At 65.2% G+C, this 16,479-nt stretch carries 13 protein-coding genes and 1 riboswitch; of the genes, 4 read left to right on the forward strand and 9 right to left on the reverse strand.

The features are described from left to right. Window positions 1-122 precede the first annotated feature (122 nt). Window positions 123-209: riboswitch (glycine riboswitch) on the forward strand. 149 nt (window positions 210-358) lie between these two features. Genes gcvT through gcvP form a run of 3 tightly spaced genes read left to right on the forward strand, consistent with a single transcriptional unit; the run spans window position 359 to window position 4,662 of the window. After that, a complete protein-coding gene (gcvT, locus tag EN846_RS18800) occupies window positions 359-1,459 on the forward strand; it encodes a glycine cleavage system aminomethyltransferase GcvT (RefSeq protein ID WP_127391506.1) in 1,101 nt (366 codons plus the stop codon). 6 nt (window positions 1,460-1,465) lie between these two features. Beyond that, on the forward strand, window positions 1,466-1,834 hold the full coding sequence (gcvH, locus tag EN846_RS18805; RefSeq protein ID WP_127287394.1) for a glycine cleavage system protein GcvH: 369 nt from the start codon (window positions 1,466-1,468) through the stop codon (window positions 1,832-1,834). A 17-nt stretch (window positions 1,835-1,851) separates the two neighbouring features. Further along, window positions 1,852-4,662 (forward strand): aminomethyl-transferring glycine dehydrogenase, encoded by a 2,811-nt coding sequence (gene gcvP, locus EN846_RS18810; protein ID WP_127391507.1) that lies wholly within the window; start codon window positions 1,852-1,854, stop codon window positions 4,660-4,662. A gap of 12 nt (window positions 4,663-4,674) precedes the next feature. Here the strand turns inward: gcvP and EN846_RS18815 are convergent, their stop codons facing one another. The 9 genes from EN846_RS18815 to cpaB form a co-directional block, all read right to left on the reverse strand. After that, window positions 4,675-5,844 carry a GGDEF domain-containing protein gene (locus EN846_RS18815; protein ID WP_127391508.1) on the reverse strand — a complete coding sequence of 390 codons (1,170 nt, stop codon included), beginning with the start codon at window positions 5,842-5,844 and terminating at the stop codon, window positions 4,675-4,677. Between the two features lie 339 nt (window positions 5,845-6,183). Further along, complete coding sequence (locus tag EN846_RS18820) at window positions 6,184-6,657, reverse strand: tetratricopeptide repeat protein (RefSeq protein WP_127285766.1); 474 nt, start codon at window positions 6,655-6,657, stop codon at window positions 6,184-6,186. A gap of 222 nt (window positions 6,658-6,879) precedes the next feature. Next, window positions 6,880-7,845, reverse strand: coding sequence for a type II secretion system F family protein (locus EN846_RS18825; RefSeq protein WP_127285765.1), 966 nt, complete (start codon window positions 7,843-7,845; stop codon window positions 6,880-6,882). A 1-nt stretch (window position 7,846) separates the two neighbouring features. Further along, entirely contained in the window at window positions 7,847-8,812 is a 966-nt protein-coding gene (locus tag EN846_RS18830) for a type II secretion system F family protein (protein ID WP_127285764.1), read from the reverse strand. A gap of 3 nt (window positions 8,813-8,815) precedes the next feature. Next, window positions 8,816-10,237, reverse strand: coding sequence for a CpaF family protein (locus tag EN846_RS18835; protein ID WP_127285763.1), 1,422 nt, complete (start codon window positions 10,235-10,237; stop codon window positions 8,816-8,818). Further along, entirely contained in the window at window positions 10,234-11,448 is a 1,215-nt protein-coding gene (locus EN846_RS18840; RefSeq protein ID WP_127310889.1) for a response regulator, read from the reverse strand. Before EN846_RS18840 ends, EN846_RS18835 begins: the two co-directional genes overlap by 4 nt. Before the next feature lie 26 nt (window positions 11,449-11,474). Beyond that, window positions 11,475-11,747: a hypothetical protein gene (locus EN846_RS18845; protein WP_127391509.1), complete on the reverse strand. Its 273-nt coding sequence runs from the start codon at window positions 11,745-11,747 to the stop codon at window positions 11,475-11,477. A gap of 4 nt (window positions 11,748-11,751) precedes the next feature. Next, window positions 11,752-13,194 carry a type II and III secretion system protein family protein gene (locus EN846_RS18850; RefSeq protein ID WP_127391510.1) on the reverse strand — a complete coding sequence of 481 codons (1,443 nt, stop codon included), beginning with the start codon at window positions 13,192-13,194 and terminating at the stop codon, window positions 11,752-11,754. Window positions 13,195-13,222: 28 nt separating this feature from the next. Further along, on the reverse strand, window positions 13,223-14,155 hold the full coding sequence (gene cpaB / locus EN846_RS18855) for a Flp pilus assembly protein CpaB (RefSeq protein ID WP_245493463.1): 933 nt from the start codon (window positions 14,153-14,155) through the stop codon (window positions 13,223-13,225). Window positions 14,156-14,386: 231 nt separating this feature from the next. Between cpaB and parE the strand changes: the two genes are divergently transcribed. Next, entirely contained in the window at window positions 14,387-16,444 is a 2,058-nt protein-coding gene (gene parE, locus EN846_RS18860; RefSeq protein WP_135913944.1) for a DNA topoisomerase IV subunit B, read from the forward strand. Window positions 16,445-16,479: the final 35 nt, after the last annotated feature.

Genomic DNA, 16,479 nt, shown 5'->3' on the forward strand with positions numbered 1-16,479 from the left:
GTGTCTTGAAAAACCGGCAAACCGCGTGGTTAGCGAAGACTTGTCAGCAAGATGTCGCAGGCAGGTGACAAGGTGTCGTTGACGGGCTATGGATGAGGAGTCGAGGGCTCAACCCTGAGTCCTACCTGTTTGCGGGAGAGAGCAGCGAGAGCTGCCGCCGAAGGGGAAATCGCCCGAAATCTCTCAGGCAAAAGAACCGTAGACGGGAAAGACACTCTGGAAAGTCGGGGCTCGTGCCCCGCGCCGAAGGTGTAAGCGCTGCCGACAGAGTTACGGGGCGCGAGTCTCTCAGGCTTCAGACAGAGGGGCACGGACTGGTCGCCATCAGCGGCCGATTGCGTGCGACTCTGGAGATGACATGACGGGCGACGAAACCAAACACCTACCCCTCGAAGATCTGCATACGGCTGCTGGCGCGCGCTTTGGTGCGTTCGCCGGCTGGTCGATGCCGCTCACCTATCCTGCCGGGGTGATGAAGGAGCACCTTCACACCCGCGAGCATGCCGGCCTGTTCGACATTTCGCACATGAAGCTGTTCCTGGTTAGCGGCCCGGGCGCGATTGCCCTGCTCAACCGCGCCTGCCCGCTCGATGCCGGCGCGCTTGAGATTTCCCAGTCGAAATACACCTTCTTCCTCAACGAGGCCGCCGGCATCATCGACGACCTCATCATCACCAGGCTTGGCGACGACCGCTTCATGGTCGTCGCCAATGCCGGCAACGCAGCCGTCGACGAGAAGCATCTGCGGGCACTGGCCGGGGATTTCGAGGCAAAGGTGGATGCGCTCGACCGCGTCTTCCTCGCCATCCAGGGTCCCGAGGCCTGGGCCGCCCTCGCCCGCGCCGGCATCGAGACCGGCTCGCTGCTGTTCATGCACGGCATCGAGCCGCGCCAAAACTGGTTCATGAGCCGTTCCGGCTACACCGGCGAGGACGGCTTCGAGATCGGTCTGCCGGAAGCGGATGCGCGGGATCTGGTCGCGACATTGCTCAAGGACGAGCGCGTCGCTTGGATCGGCCTTGCAGCTCGCGACAGTCTGCGGCTGGAAGCGGGGCTCTGCCTCCACGGCCAGGACATCACCGAGGAATTCGACCCGACCAGCGCCGGCCTGATGTGGGCCATCCCCAAGGACATCCGGGCGACCGGCTCCTTCATCGGCGCCGACGCGCTGCGCGCCATCCTGGAGCGCGGCCCGGCGCAGAAACGTGTCGGGCTGAAGCCGGAGGGCCGCCAGCCGGTGCGTGCGGGCGCTGCCCTGTTCGACGCCGACGGCAATCGGGCCGGCCATGTCACATCGGGCGGTTTCGGCCCCTCGGCTGGCCATCCGGTTGCCATGGGCTATGTCAACACAGCACTGGCCAAGCCCGGAACAAAACTGTTCGCCGATGTGCGCGGGGCGAAAATCCCGATCGATATCAACCCCTTGCCCTTCACACCTCATCGCTACCGCAAAGGATAAGTCCCGATGGCAAAAACCTATTTCACCGAAGACCATGAATGGCTCCGTGTCGAGGGCGGCGTCGCCACGGTCGGCATAACCGACTATGCACAAGAGCAGCTCGGCGATCTCGTCTTCGTCGAATTGCCGGAAACCGGCCGCAAGCTGACCAAGGGCGACACCGCCGTCGTGGTCGAGTCTGTCAAGGCGGCATCCGACGTCTATGCGCCGGTCGACGGCGAGATCACCGAGGCCAACAGCTCGCTCTCGTCGGACCCCTCGCTGGTCAATTCGGCCGCCACCGGCGACGGCTGGCTGTGGAAGATGAGGCTTTCCAACGAAAGCCAGCTCGAAGGCCTGCTGGATGAGGCCGCCTACAAAGCCCATATCGGCTGAAAAGCAGGACAGTTACGATGACCGCAGCACCATACCCCTTCTCGGCCCGCCATATCGGCCCCGGCCTCAACGATGTCCGAGCGATGCTGGCCGTGATCGGCGTTCCGTCGGTCGAGACGCTGATCAGCCAGGCCGTGCCGAGATCGATCCGCCTCGACCTGCCGCTGACCCTGCCCGCGCCGGCCAGCGAAGCCGAGGCGCTGGCCGAATTGTCTGCGACGATGGCGAAGAACAAGGTGCTGAAGAGCTTCATCGGCACCGGCTATCACGGCGTCCACGTGCCGCCGGTCATCCAGCGCAACCTGTTCGAGAACCCGGCCTGGTACACCGCCTACACGCCCTACCAGGCCGAGATCAGCCAGGGCCGGCTGGAAATGCTGTTCAACTTCCAGACCCTGGTCACCGAATTGACCGGCCTGCCGGTGGCGTCGGCCTCGCTGCTCGATGAGGCGACAGCCGTCGCCGAAGCCGTCGGCATTGCGCTGCGCCATCATCGCGACAAGCGCACCAAGGTGGCGCTTGCCGGCACGCCGCACCCGCAGACGCTGGACGTCGTGCGCACCCGCGCCGAGCCGCTCGGCACCGAGGTCGACGGCGAGACGATCGACGACAACACCGCCGCTCTTCTCGTTTCCTGGCCCGACACGTTCGGCGTCTACGGCGACCACAAGGCGGCGATCGAGAAAGCCCGCGCCACCGGCGCGCTGGTCATCTTCATCGCCGATCCGCTCGGCCTGACGCTGACCGACACGCCAGCCAAGCTCGGCGCCGACATCGCCGTTGGCCCGATGCAGCGCTTCGGCGTGCCGATGGGTTTTGGCGGCCCGCATGCCGCCTATTGCGCCGTTTCCGACAAGTTGACCCGGCTGATGCCTGGCCGCCTCGTCGGCCAGTCGACCGACAGCAAGGGGCGTCCCGGTTACCGGCTGGCGCTGCAGACGCGCGAGCAGCACATCCGCCGCGACAAGGCGACCTCCAACATCTGCACCGCCCAGGCGCTGCTCGCCAACATGGCGACCGCCTATGCGATCTGGCATGGTCCCGCCGGCCTGCAGGCGATCGCCGAGCGCATCCATGGGCTCGCCAGCCGCCTGGCCGCCGGCCTAACCGCATCGGGCGTTTCCGTGCTCGGCGCCAGCCACTTCGACACGGTGACGGTCGAAGTGAAGGGCAAGGCGAAATCGATCGCCGCCGCCGCCGAGAAGATCGGCCGGCTGCTGCGCGTCATCGACGCCGACCATGTCGGCGTCGCCTTCGACGAAACCTCGACCGAGGCCGACCTCGAGGCGATCGCCGCGCTGTTCGCCGCCAAGGCCGCCGCAGCGGCCGATCGCACCGTACCGGGAAAACCGCGCGGCAAGGAGTTTTTGACCCAGCCGGTCTTCCACGAGAACCACTCCGAGACCGACATGATGCGCTTCCTGCGCCGGCTGGCCGACAAAGACCTTGCGCTCGACCGCGCCATGATCCCGCTGGGATCCTGCACCATGAAGCTCAACGCTGCGGCCGAAATGATGCCGGTCAGCTGGCCTAGCGTCGCCAACCTGCATCCCTTCGCGCCTGCCAGCCATTCGGCGGGGTATCGCGCCATGGTCGGCGAACTGGAGGGCTGGCTGTCGGAGATCACCGGCTTCGACGCGGTCAGCCTGCAGCCCAATGCCGGCAGCCAGGGCGAATATGCCGGGCTGCTCGCCATCCGCGCCTATCACCGCTCGCGCGGCGAAAGCCATCGCACCGTATGCCTGATCCCCTCCTCCGCGCATGGCACCAATCCGGCAAGCGCGGCTATGGCGGGAATGAGCGTCGTCGTCGTGCGCTGCCTGGAGGACGGCAATATCGACATGGACGATATGAGGGCCAAGGCCAACGAGCATTCCAAAAATCTCGCGGCGCTGATGTTCACCTATCCCTCGACGCATGGCGTTTACGAGGAAGGCGCGCGCCACCTCTGCGCCCTCATCCACGAACATGGCGGCCAGGTCTATTTCGATGGCGCCAACCTCAACGCCCTGGTCGCCCTTGCCCGTCCCGCCGACATCGGCGCCGACGTCTGCCATATGAACCTGCACAAGACCTTCTGCATCCCGCATGGCGGAGGCGGCCCCGGCGTCGGCCCGATCGGCGTCAAGGCCCACCTGAAACCCTATCTGCCGGGTCATGTCACTGAAGGCTCTGCGCATGCGGTGGCGGCAGCACCCTTCGGCAGCGCGTCCATCCTGCCGATCACCTGGATGTACATCCGCATGATGGGCGCTTCCGGACTGAAGCAGGCTACCGAGACCGCCATCATCTCGGCCAACTATGTGGCGACACGGCTCGCGCCGCACTTCCCGCTCCTCTACAAGGGCAGGCACGATCGCATCGCCCACGAGTGCATCCTCGACACCCGCGTGCTCAAGGAGAGCGCCGGCATCAGCGTCGATGACATCGCCAAGCGCCTGATCGACTACGGCTTCCACGCGCCGACCATGTCGTTCCCGGTCGCCGGCACGCTGATGGTGGAGCCGACCGAGTCCGAGCCCAAGCGCGAGCTCGACCGCTTCTGCGAGGCGATGATTGCCATCGCCGGCGAGGCGGCCAAGGTGGCGAAGGGCGAGTGGCCGCTCAACGACAACCCGCTGGTCAACGCGCCGCACACCGCGGCGGAGGCGCTGGCCGGCGAGTGGTCGCATCCCTATTCGCGGCTGGAGGCGGCCTATCCCGCCGGCGATGCCGACACGTCGGCCAAATACTGGCCGCCGGTATCGCGCATCGACAATGTCGCCGGCGACCGCAACCTCGTCTGCTCCTGCCCGCCGCTGTCGGAATATCTGGGCGCCGCCGAGTAGCCTGGCCGGCAATCAGGCGGAACGCAGGGCCGGCCCGCCGGCCTTGCTCTCCTTGTCGAGGACGAGCACGCGGTTCCGTCCGGCGTGCTTGGCGGCATAGAGCGCCTTGTCCGCCTCGGCCAGCACTTCGTCCAGGCTGCTGCCGCCGGCCGCGCCAAAGCCGATGCCGCCACTGACGGTGCTTCGCAACGGACCGCGCGGCGTCGGCACGACCTCGGCGCCGAAGGCGACGCCGATCTTGCTGGCAAGATCGTAAGCTTTCTCTTCCGTCATGCGCGAGATGACCAGCGCGAACTCCTCGCCGCCCAGGCGGAAGGCATCGACGCCGTTCCTGCCGTACTTCCTGATGATCGCGGCGAAGCGGCACAAGACCTTGTCGCCAACCGGATGGCCGAACAGGTCGTTCGTCCTCTTGAAATGGTCGAGGTCGAACATGACGACCGCCATGAACGGACCGAAGGCACGCTCGCCGTAGAGCGAGTTCAGCGCCCGCCGGTTCATCAGCCCTGTCAGCGGATCGGTCAGCGTCTCGGCCTTCAATTCGATCTGCGCCTGCAGATGATGCAGCGAAAGCGTCAGCGCGCCGAGACCGGTCATGCAGGCGACCGCCACGACGGTATTCAGCCGCTCCGCCCAGTTATCGGGCGCCACGCCGAGCACCCATTGTCCATGGATCGCCAGCATCGCGCCGCATAGCGCGAAGGACACCGCACAGGTACCGCTGAGAAACGAGACGACCAGCAGGATCCGACGATCGTGACCGCCCTTGGTCCAGAACATCACCCCGATCACGGCGAGCAGCGCCGTGACGGTCGTATAGGTGATGATGAAGCCGACACCGTCAAAGCCGAGATAGGTCACGAGCGCGCAGACGGCCATGGCCGTCACCGTCGGCACAACGACGCTGCCCTGGTTGCCGACACCCAGATATTGCATGGCCGACAGGCAGATGATGAGGAAGCCGAGGCTGAGCAGCGCCAGCACCGCCTGGCAGAGCCAGGGGTTGGGCTCTTTGGTGTACTGCCAGAACAGCACGACATGCGCAACGAGCACGAGGATGCCGCACGCCACCGTCAGCACGAAGCGCGCCCGCGGAGCGGTGAACCAGATCGCCAGCATGGTTATGCTTAGGCACGTGCCCGACAGCGCCGCGGCGAGCAGGAGCGAACTAAAATCCAACATTCTTGAGCGCAGCCTCTTGGGAGTCGTCGGTTGCACCCCCATTCTAGGTTAACGGCGGCCCGCCGACACCGTTTTCCGCTAACCTTTCGACCCTACTTTCAGACAAGGTTTACAAAGCGTCCACTACTTGGCATGGCAGATATGAAGACTAGGAACGTTATGGTTTATATTGGAACAGTTCTGTTGCGACCCCGTGTCGATCCCTCCCAAGGAGGACGCACGCCGATGTTGTGAATCGGACAAGCCAGCGGACGAGGCGGGCCGTCCGCCAGCGCGAAACCAACCGGCGAATAGCCGGTGAATTCGAGCGGAACGACCCAGTCCAGCCTGGTAAGGCCTCTAGCTCTTGTTCAGCAGTGCCAGATTGGCGTCGACGACGGTCTGGTCGGCCATGTGGGCCTTGGCCTCGAGCAGCAGGACCCTGGCCTTCTTCTTGTTGCCGCGCAGCAGCTGCGAATAGCCCATATTGTTGACGATCTGCGGCTTGCGCCCGGCGACCTTCAGGAGCTGGTCGTAGGCGCGGTCGGCGAAGTCGAAACGGCCGAGCTCGTCATAGGAAGCGGCGAGCCCCATCCACGCCTCGGCATTGTCGGCCTTGAGCTCGACCGCCTTGCGGAAATGCTTTTCGGCAAGGCCGTAATTCGCTTCGCGGAACTGCGCCTTGCCTTCCGCCAGGTCCGACGCGCTGACGTCCTTGGACGTCGGCTGGATCGCGGTCGTCTTGGTCGTGTCGACGGCGTTGTTGGTCGTGCAACCGGTGATCATCAAGACGGCTGCCAGTGCGGCCGCTGCCGTGGGAAGTCTGTGACGCATGCCCCTGCCCCATCGCCCGATTTGCCGGGTCGTTCTTCAGGAAGCACTCTACAAGAGGGCGATTAACCTTCGGTGCCGAAACGCGCCTAAGAATTGGTTTCGAACAAAGGTCCAATTCGACCCAAGGTCTGTTGAGACTCAGGTCAGGCCGAGCCGGAGTCGGAGACGGGCGCGAAGCGACCAAACTAGGCGGATTCCGAGAACCGGCGCGGAGCGTAAACCTTAGTGCGCCGTCATTTTGACGATGATGGGAATGATGGCGATCATCAGCACCACGGGCAGGATGCACACCGTCACCGGCACCGACATCTTGGCCGGCAAGGCATGCGCCTTTTCCTCGGCGAGCGACATGCGCTTGTGGCGCATTTCGTCGGAGAAGACGCGCAGCGCGCCCGACAGGCTGGTGCCCAACTCCTTCGACTGCTGCAGCAGCGTTGCGAAGGAGCGCACCTCGTCGAGGCTCAAGCGATCGGCGAGCGCCTTCAACGCGTCGTCGAGGCTGCGGCCAGCCCTCAGCTCCAGCGAAACCAGCTGCAGGTTCTGGCTGAGTGCCGGATAGGTCTTGGCGAGCTCCTTAGAGACGCGCTCGATGCCGGCCTCCATGCTCATGCCGGCATCGGAGCAGACGATCATCAGGTCCATGAAGTCGGGAAAGCCATTGCGGTATTCGCGCATCTTCTCGCGCACCTTCTGGCTCAGCACCAGGCCGGGCAGGAAGTAGCCGGCGGCGCCCGAAAGGATGACGAAGCTCCAGCGGCTGGTCATGGTCGAATCGGCGCTGGCCATCCAGTGGTTGACCAGGAAGGCGCCGAGAGCCAGACCGATGAAGGCCGCGAAGCGGATCAGGAAGAAGGTGCCGATCGCGCGCGGTTCCATGTAGCCGGCCTGGATGAGCTTCATGCGCAGCCGCGCGACATTTTCCGGGTCGCTCTTGGCGTAGAATTCCTGCGCCCGCTTTACCGCCTTCTCGCGCACCGCGTTGGAATTCTTGCGCGGCGCCGGTTCGGCCTGTTCGACGGGTTTGCTCGCCTCCTCGACCTTCAGCCGGCGCTTGACCTCGTTGCGGTCGCCCTTGGCAACGACCAGCGGCCAGGCCACCGCGCTGCCGCCGAGCAGGAGCAGCAGCACTGCCACCGGCATCAGCGAGGTCGGCGCGAGCGAGGCGAGGAATTCGATCACGCGCTGCATGTCAGAACCGGAAGTTCGACATCTTGAACATGATGGCGTTGCCCAGCATCAGCCAGGTTATCGAGCCGCCCAGCAGGTACCAGGTCTTCGCTTCGCCCCACACCTCGCGATAGAACCGCGGCATCAGCACCATGATGGCGGCGAACAGCAGCGCCGGCACCGCCGTCAGGATGTAGGCGGACATGCGGCCCTCGGTCGAAATCGCGCGCACCTTTCGGCGCAGCTTGCCGCGCTCGCGGATCGTCGACGACAGCCCGTCCAGGATTTCGCGCAGATTGCCGCCCGAGCTGGTCTGGATCGAGACCGCGGTGACGAACAGCGGCAGGTCTTCGTGGCCGACGCGGTCGAACAGCGAGTTCAGCGCCGACACCAGGTCCGAGCCGTAGGTCACCTCGTCGGCGATGACGCCGAACTCGGTACCGATCGGGTCCGGCATCTCGCGCGCCACCATGGCGATGGCCACCGGCACCGGATGGCCGGCCTTGAGGCCGCGCGTGATCAGTTCCAGCGCCTCCGGCAACTGCATGCCGAACCGCTTCAGCCGGCGGCCGCGCTGGAAACGCATCGCCATGACCGGCAGCACCGGCAGCAGCACGACAAACAGGAGAAGGCCCATCAGCAGCGGCAGTCCGTACCAGACGGCCACGCAGCCCAGCACCAGCGCCACGCCGGAGGTGATGGTCAGGAACTTGGACAAGGGCATCGTCATGCCGGACTGGGTGCGCAACGCGCGGAACCGGTCGAGCGAGAACGCCGAGGCGCCGGCCTCCAGGCCGCGTTCCTTGCGCAGCTGGATCAGCACCTGCTCCTGGCTGATCTTGTTCTCCTGCAGCTTCATGCGCCGGTTGATGGCCGTGCGCTTGTCGCTGCGGCCGGCATAAAGCAGGTAGCACGCCTCGGCGATCATGATGCCGGTGAGCGCGGCGGCGGCGTAGACGACGTAGATCGCGCTAAAACCCTCGAACACCGTTCACTCCTGCGGACGGCCGGGTTCGAAATACTTGCCCGGGAATTCGATGCCCATGGCGCGCAGGTCCTCGAGGAAACGCGGGCGGATGCCGGTCGCCTCGTAATGGCCGAGGATCTTGCCGTCGGCCTCCATGCCGGTGCGCACGAAGCGGAAGATCTCCTGCATCTGGATGACGTCGCCTTCCATTCCGGTCACCTCGGCGACGCTGGTCACCTTGCGCTTGCCGTCCGACAGGCGGGTCAACTGCACGATGATGTCGATGGCGCTGGCGATCTGGCTGCGGATCGACTGCACGGTCATCGGCATGCCGGTCATGCCGAGCATCTGCTCAAGGCGCGAAATGGCGTCGCGCGGCGTGTTGGCGTGGATGGTCGCCATTGAGCCTTCATGGCCGGTGTTCATCGCTTGCAGCATGTCGAAGGCTTCCTCGCCGCGGCACTCGCCGAGGATGACACGGTCGGGACGCATGCGCAGCGCGTTCTTGACCAGGTCGCGCTGTTTCAATTCACCGTGGCCTTCGATATTGGCCGGGCGCGTCTCCATGCGCGCGACATGCGGCTGCTGCAGCTGCAGTTCGGCCGCGTCCTCGATGGTGATCAGCCGCTCGTCCTCGGGGATGAAGGCCGACAGCGCGTTCAGCATCGTCGTCTTGCCGGTGCCTGTGCCGCCCGAGATGATCGTGGTCTTGCGCGCGTGCACGGCCGCCGCCAGCACCTCGGCCATGTTCTGGGTGATGGCGCCGAACTCGACCAGCTTGTGCAGGCCGAGCTTGTTCTTGGAGAATTTCCGGATCGACACCAGCGGCCCGTCGACGCCGACCGGCCGGATGGCTGCGTTGAAGCGCGAGCCGTCGAGCATGCGCGCGTCCACCATCGGCGCCGATTCATCGACGCGGCGGCCGACAGCGGCGACGATTTTGTTTATGATTCGAAGCAGATGCGCCTCATCCTTGAACGGGATGTGCACCTGCTGCAGCTTGCCGCGCCTTTCGACGAAGCAGTTCTGGTGGCCGTTGATCAGGATGTCGTTGATCTCCGGGTCCTTGAGCAGCGGCTCCAGCGGGCCGAGGCCGACCATCTCGTCGACGATGTCGTCGACCAGCGCGTCGAGTTCGGCGGTGTTGATCGCCATCCGCTCCTGGCGGGTCTTTTCCGAGACGAATTCATGCACCTGCCGGCGCATCTCGTCCTTCGGCAGGCGCTCCAGCGCGACGAGGTTGATCTCCTCCAGCAGCATGCGGTGGATGCGCACACGCGCGTCGAGCACCTTGTTGGTGTTCTTGCCGGGCGCTGCTTCGGCCTTGGGCGCCACGGGCTTGCGGGTCGTCGGGATGACGACGGCATGGTGCGCGACCGGAGCGGCCTCGGCCGGGCGCTGGGGACGCAGGTCGCGGTTCTGCAGGGTTGAAAAGCGGCTGGTCATCCGGCCTTCCTCTTCAAGAGACCCTTGCCGATGCCGAACAGCGACTTCGACTTGACCGTCGTCGTCACCGCTTCCTCGGGCAAGATGATCTTCTTGAGATCGTTGACGACATTGGCGTTCGGATCGATGTCGTGCAGCGGCACGCCACGGTCCACGGCTTCGCGCACCAGCCGGTAGTTGTTCGCGATGCCGCCGACGAAATGCTCGCCGAGGATGTCCTGGACGTCGGCCTGCTTGATGCCGTTGTCGAACATCTTCTGCTCGAAGCGGTTGACGATGACGTTCGGCTTCACTTCCCTGCCGGCGGTCTCGTAGATCGCCTGGATCAGGCGCTGCGTGTGGCGCAGGCACGGCACCGTCATCTCGGCCACGATGTAGAGCTTGTTGGAACCGAGCAGCACCGTCTCGGTCCACGGGAACCAGGTGCGCGGCATGTCGATGACGACATTGTCGAAATAGGCCGAGACGAGATCGAGCATGCGCACCACGACGTCGGTCTTGAAGGAGCGCATTTCCGATGGGCGCGTCGGTGCGGCCAGTACGCACAGCCCGCTCGCATGCTTGGACAGCATCACATCCAGCAGCTGCCGGTCGAGCCGCTCAGGCTGGTTCTCGATTTCGGTGATGTCGAAGCGCGGCTCGAGGTCGAGATATTCGGCGCAGGCGCCCTGCTGGAAATTGAGGTCGACGACGCAGGTCGAGGCGCCGCGCGTCACCGAATGATGCAGCTGGAAGGCGGTCTGCAGCGCCAGCGTCGTGGTGCCGACGCCGCCGGCGGCGGGCATGAAGGTGTAGATCTGCGACTCGGTGTTTTCCTCGCGCCCCGGCCCTTGCAGCGCCCGCACCACGGAACGCACCAGGTCGGCGGTGGTGATCGGCTTGACCAGGAAGTCGGCGACCTGGAGCTGGACCAGGATGCGCACCGCCGCGGCGTTGAATTCCTGCGTGACCACGACGACCGGCACGCGGCCCTCCAGCCGGCGCATGACGCGCTGCAGCGACTCGATCTCCTCCAGCTTGGCCGCGTCCATGTCCACGATCAGCGCGCCGAAATCCGCCTCCTGGACCTCGCCGCGCAGCTCGGTGACGTTCTTCTCGACCGTCAGAAGCTCGATGACGTCCGAGGCGGCGAACGCCGTGCGGGTGTCCTGCAGGAACGTCCTGTCGGTGGATACGAGCAGGATCTTCTTGCTCTTGATGCCGCTTGCCATGTCGTCAACCCGTCAGGTCAAAGAAATCAGTTGGTTGTCGTGCTCGTCTGCGCCGTCTTCTCGCCTGCCGCCTGGTCGGCGCCGCCGCTGGCGGTCGCGCTGCTGCGCTGCGCCGGCACCAGCAGCCTGGTGTTCTGGACGCCGTATTTCCATGGATCGACCATCTGCATGACCGTATTGGCCGCCTGCGCGTTGCCGGCGGCGGGCGACACGCCCTCGGTGCGCACATAGTCGTCGCTGGTGCAGCCGCAGAGGCCGGCGAGCAACAGGGCTAGCATCAGTCGCGGAACCGGACGCATGGCTTCAATCCTTCGGCAGATCGAGGAAATGCCCGGCCGTCGGCGCGGCAGGCTGGGTGACGCGGCCATCGGCCATCGCCACGGCGCGGTTTGAATCGGAAACCTTCACTTCCTCGGTGTTGTTGAGGAAATAATCCGAATTGCTGGCCGGCTGCGTGCCGTCGGTCGGCTCGACCATCTTCTTCGACGGATCGACCGGCTTGACCAGATAGGGCGTGACGATGATCACCAGATCGGTCTCGCGCCGCTGATAGGCCTTGGACGAGAACAGCGAACCCAGCACCGGCAGCTTGCCGAGACCTGGAAGGCGCGACGTGGTGATGTCGTTCTGCGACTGCAGCAGGCCGGCGATCATGAAGCTCTGGCCGTTCTTCAGGTCGATCGAGGTCTTGGCCCGGCGCACGATGAAGCCCGGCACCGAGATCTCGCCGATATTGTAGGAGGCCGACGCATCGATCGACGACACTTCCGGCGCGATGTCGAGGCTGACCAGCCCGTCCTTCAGCACGGTCGGGGTGAAATCGAGGCTGACGCCGTATTTCTTGTAGCTGACGCTGATCTTGCCATTTTCTTCCGAGACCGGGATCGGAAATTCGCCGCCGGCGAGGAAGCTTGCCGTCTGGCCCGAGCGGGCGATCAGGTTCGGCTCGGCCAGCCGCCGGGCGAGGCCGCGCTCCTCCAGCGCCTTGATGGCGATGTCGATCGAGACGCCGTTGGATAGCAGCCGGCCGATGATCTCGCCGGTTCCCGCCGCCGGGATCGTTCCCGGATCGATCGTCACGTCGCGGCCGCCGAGGCCGTACGCGAAATTGGCGCTGTATTTGGCGCCGAGATCAATTCCGGCCTGGCGGTTGATCTCGACGAAGCGGACGTTGAGCTGGACCTGCTGCGAGGACGAGATGTTGACCGAGTTGATCACCTCCTCGTTGCCGGAAAAACGGCTGGCGATCTTGTTCGCCTTCTCGGCGGCGACCGCATCGTCCGCCTCGCCCGACAGCACCACGCGGCCGTTGGCCGAGCCGACGTTGATCTTGGCGTCCGGCACGCTGGCGCGGATGGTGTTCGCCAGCTGCTCGGTGTCGAGCGTCACCTCGATGTCGATCGTGCCGACCAGCTGCTTGCTCTCGTTGAACAGCGCGATGCCGGTGGTGCCGAGGTTGTTGCCGAGCACATAGAAGGACTTGTCGGTCAACGGGTTGACGTTGGCGATCTCCGGATCGCCGATGACGATCTGGTAGAAGGCCGCGCTCGTCATGATCGTCCGCGGCTTGCCCTTGGCAACCTTGATCGAGGCGTTCTTGGTCGCCGAGACATAGACGACGTCATTGCCGGCTCGCGCCGGCCCGCCGAACGCAAGCACTCCAGCCCCGGCCAGCGCAACCGCCACGACGAGCGCGCCTGCGAGGCGCAGCCCCTGCGTCAAGCTATGTGTGTTCAGCCCAAACATTATCCCTGTCCCCGCCGGTCCCCACCGGCTATTGCTGCTGCTGGTCCGGCGAAGGCACCTTGTACTCTTCCGCCTGCGTGCCGCGCGTCACGATGATCGTCTTGAACTTCGGCTTCTCAGGCTCCGTGGCCACCGCGTTGAACAGCGAGCCGGCCGCCGCCCCCGCGGTTGCCGCCACCGAACCGCCGAAGGACGAGATCGTGGTGAGACCGTCCGTGCCGGCGCTGCTGTCGCTGGCCGAGCGGAGCGACAGCGACAGCGTGCCGACGGTGCGGGCCAGCGCCACCTGCTTCGCGCCGTCGGTCGTCACCTCGAGGGTCACGGAATTGGCAACCTGCGGCTCGGTCTGGCGTTCGTCAGCGCCCTGGCCGACCGACAGAACCTTGGCATCGGCGACCACGATCTCGGACGTGATCGTCGAGCCGGATGCGCCCTGCGCGTTCTTGGCCACTTCCTGGATATCGCCGGCGTCGCGGGTCAGCACGACATCGACGCGGTCGCCCGGCGTCACGAAGCCGCCGACGCCGGCGATCTCATCGGTGCGGATGGTCACCGCCCGCATCCCCGGCGACAGCATGTTGGAGAGCGTCGCGCGGCCGTTCGGCCCCGACAGTTTGGTGAGCAGCACCGGCTCGTTGACCTCGATCGGCGACAGCACCACGCGGCTGCCTTCCTTGAGCAACTCGTCGACGGAGGTGAACGCGCCTTGCGGCAGGGAATCCTGCGGCCACGGGATTTCGTTGAGCTGAGCCTTGTCGAGCTGCATGCCGTAGCGCAGCGGCGCGTTCGCCACCACGATGGTCTTGAACTCGACCTTGGGCGCCTGGGGCACCACGATCGAGGCCGTTTTCTCTTCGGAATCGGCTCTCGCCTGGCTCTTGACCCAGAAATCGGCGGCAAAGATCGAGATCGCGCCGAAAACGGCGGCGATGCCGATCATGGTTATGGCCTTGCCCCTCACGCGAAACCCCTGACGCCCGTGGTCTTTTGTTCGTTAGGGCTTACGCTAGGGGTTATTGTTAAAGAAACACGTATCCGAACCCGTTGGATTCGACCTATTTCAGCCGGCTTGGTTATCGAAAGGTTTTAGGATAAGAGGGCTCCAAACCCCGAACGGAACAGGAACCTCGTTCGCCCGTCAAAAGCGTGGCAGTATCGAGGAGTGATTCGCAGTACCGGACTCTAGGCGAGCATGGACGACAACAACGACCTTTTCGGCAACCTGGAAAAGCAACCGCAGCCGGTTCGCGCCAGCACGCGCCCTGCAGACTCCCTGGTGCAGGCGGCGGCCAGGCGCCCGGCCGCCTCGCGCGACGGCAGCGAGGGCTACAGCGCCGCCGACATCGAAGTGCTGGAGGGTCTGGAACCGGTGCGCCGGCGGCCCGGCATGTATATTGGCGGCACCGACGACAAGGCGATGCACCACCTGTTCGCCGAGGTCATCGACAATTCGATGGACGAGGCGGTCGCCGGCCACGCCACCTTCATCGATGTCGAGCTTTCGGCCGACGGCTATCTGACCGTCACCGACAACGGACGCGGCATTCCGGTCGATCCGCACCCCAAATTCAAGAAGCCGGCGCTCGAAGTCATCATGACGACGCTGCATTCCGGCGGCAAGTTCGACAGCAAGGTATACGAGACCTCGGGCGGCCTGCACGGCGTCGGCGTCTCCGTGGTCAACGCGCTGTCCGACCACCTCGAGGTCGAGGTCGCGCGCGGGCGCCAGCTCTATCGCCAGCGCTTCTCGCGCGGCATTCCGGTGAGCGGTCTGGAGCACCTCGGCGAGGTGCACAACCGCCGCGGCACCAGGACCCGCTTCCATCCCGACGAGCAGATCTTCGGCAAGGGCGCCGCCTTCGAGCCGGCGCGGCTCTACCGCATGACGCGCTCGAAAGCCTATCTGTTCGGCGGCGTCGAGATCCGCTGGACCTGCGATCCCTCGCTGATCAAGGGCAAGGACACCACCCCAGCCAAGGCCGAGTTCCATTTCCCGGGCGGTCTCAAGGATTATCTGAAGGCTACGCTCGGCGACGAGTTCCAGGTCACGCGCGAAGTCTTTGCCGGCAAGAGCGACAAGCAGGGCGGCCACGGCTCGCTCGAATGGGCCGTGACCTGGTTCGGCGGCGACGGCTTCCTCAACTCCTACTGCAACACCATCCCGACCGCCGAGGGTGGCACGCACGAGGCCGGCTTCCGCAACGTGCTGACCAGGGGCTTGCGCGCCTATGCCGACCTGATCGGCAACAAGCGCGCCTCGATCATCACCTCGGAAGACGTCATGATCTCGGCCGCCGGCATGCTGTCGGTGTTCATCCGCGAGCCGGAATTCGTCGGCCAGACCAAGGACAGGCTGGCGACGATCGAAGCCATGCGCATCGTCGAGACGGCGCTCCGCGATCCGTTCGACCACTGGCTGGCCGACAATCCGCAGGAAGGCTCCAAGCTTCTCGACTGGGTGATCGCGCGCGCCGACGAGCGCGTCAAGCGGCGCCAGGAGAAGGAAGTGTCGCGCAAGAGCGCGGTGCGCAAGCTGCGTCTGCCGGGCAAGCTCGCCGACTGCACGCAGAACGCTGCGGCCGGCGCCGAGCTGTTCATCGTCGAAGGCGATTCCGCCGGCGGTTCGGCCAAGCAGGCGCGCGACCGCGCCAGCCAGGCGGTGCTGCCGCTGCGCGGCAAGATCCTCAACGTCGCCAGCGCCGGCAGCGACAAGCTGGCGGCCAACCAGCAGATCTCGGACCTGGTTCAGGCGCTCGGCTGCGGCACGCGCTCCAAATACCGCGACGAGGATTTGCGCTACGACCGCGTCATCATCATGACCGACGCCGATGTCGACGGCGCCCACATCGCGTCGCTGCTGATCACCTTCTTCTACCAGGAAATGCCGAATCTGGTGAACGGCGGCCATCTCTATCTGGCGGTGCCGCCGCTCTATTCGATCCGGCAGGGCGGCAAGGTCGCCTATGCCCGCGACGACGCGCACAAGGACGAGCTGCTGCGCACCGAATTCACCGGCCGCGCCAAGGTCGAGATCGGCCGCTTCAAGGGCCTGGGCGAGATGATGGCCTCGCAGCTCAAGGAGACGACCATGGACCCGAGGAAGCGCACGCTGCTCAGGGTCGACGTGATCGAAGCCGCGGCGGCGACCAAGGACAGGGTCGACGAACTGATGGGCACCAAGCCGGAAGCCCGCTTCCGCTTCATCCAGGAACGCGCCGAATTCGCCGAGGCGGACGTGCTGGATATCTGAGTGCTGACCGGTCCATAAAGGCTCCGTTGCGGAGA

This window comes from Mesorhizobium sp. M4B.F.Ca.ET.203.01.1.1, from assembly GCF_004791025.1.
Lineage (GTDB): Bacteria > Pseudomonadota > Alphaproteobacteria > Rhizobiales > Rhizobiaceae > Mesorhizobium > Mesorhizobium abyssinicae.

What these genes read in the sequence shown, in the direction of transcription:
- gcvT (WP_127391506.1), top strand. Translation starts at nt 359, where the DNA reads ATGACGGGCGACGAAACCAAACACCTACCCCTCGAAGATCTGCATACG.
- gcvH (WP_127287394.1), top strand. Translation starts at nt 1,466, where the DNA reads ATGGCAAAAACCTATTTCACCGAAGACCATGAATGGCTCCGTGTCGAG.
- gcvP (WP_127391507.1), top strand. Translation starts at nt 1,852, where the DNA reads ATGACCGCAGCACCATACCCCTTCTCGGCCCGCCATATCGGCCCCGGC.
- EN846_RS18815 (WP_127391508.1), bottom strand. Translation starts at nt 5,844, where the DNA reads ATGTTGGATTTTAGTTCGCTCCTGCTCGCCGCGGCGCTGTCGGGCACG.
- EN846_RS18820 (WP_127285766.1), bottom strand. Translation starts at nt 6,657, where the DNA reads ATGCGTCACAGACTTCCCACGGCAGCGGCCGCACTGGCAGCCGTCTTG.
- EN846_RS18825 (WP_127285765.1), bottom strand. Translation starts at nt 7,845, where the DNA reads ATGCAGCGCGTGATCGAATTCCTCGCCTCGCTCGCGCCGACCTCGCTG.
- EN846_RS18835 (WP_127285763.1), bottom strand. Translation starts at nt 10,237, where the DNA reads ATGACCAGCCGCTTTTCAACCCTGCAGAACCGCGACCTGCGTCCCCAG.
- EN846_RS18840 (WP_127310889.1), bottom strand. Translation starts at nt 11,448, where the DNA reads ATGGCAAGCGGCATCAAGAGCAAGAAGATCCTGCTCGTATCCACCGAC.
- EN846_RS18845 (WP_127391509.1), bottom strand. Translation starts at nt 11,747, where the DNA reads ATGCGTCCGGTTCCGCGACTGATGCTAGCCCTGTTGCTCGCCGGCCTC.
- EN846_RS18850 (WP_127391510.1), bottom strand. Translation starts at nt 13,194, where the DNA reads ATGTTTGGGCTGAACACACATAGCTTGACGCAGGGGCTGCGCCTCGCA.
- parE (WP_135913944.1), top strand. Translation starts at nt 14,387, where the DNA reads ATGGACGACAACAACGACCTTTTCGGCAACCTGGAAAAGCAACCGCAG.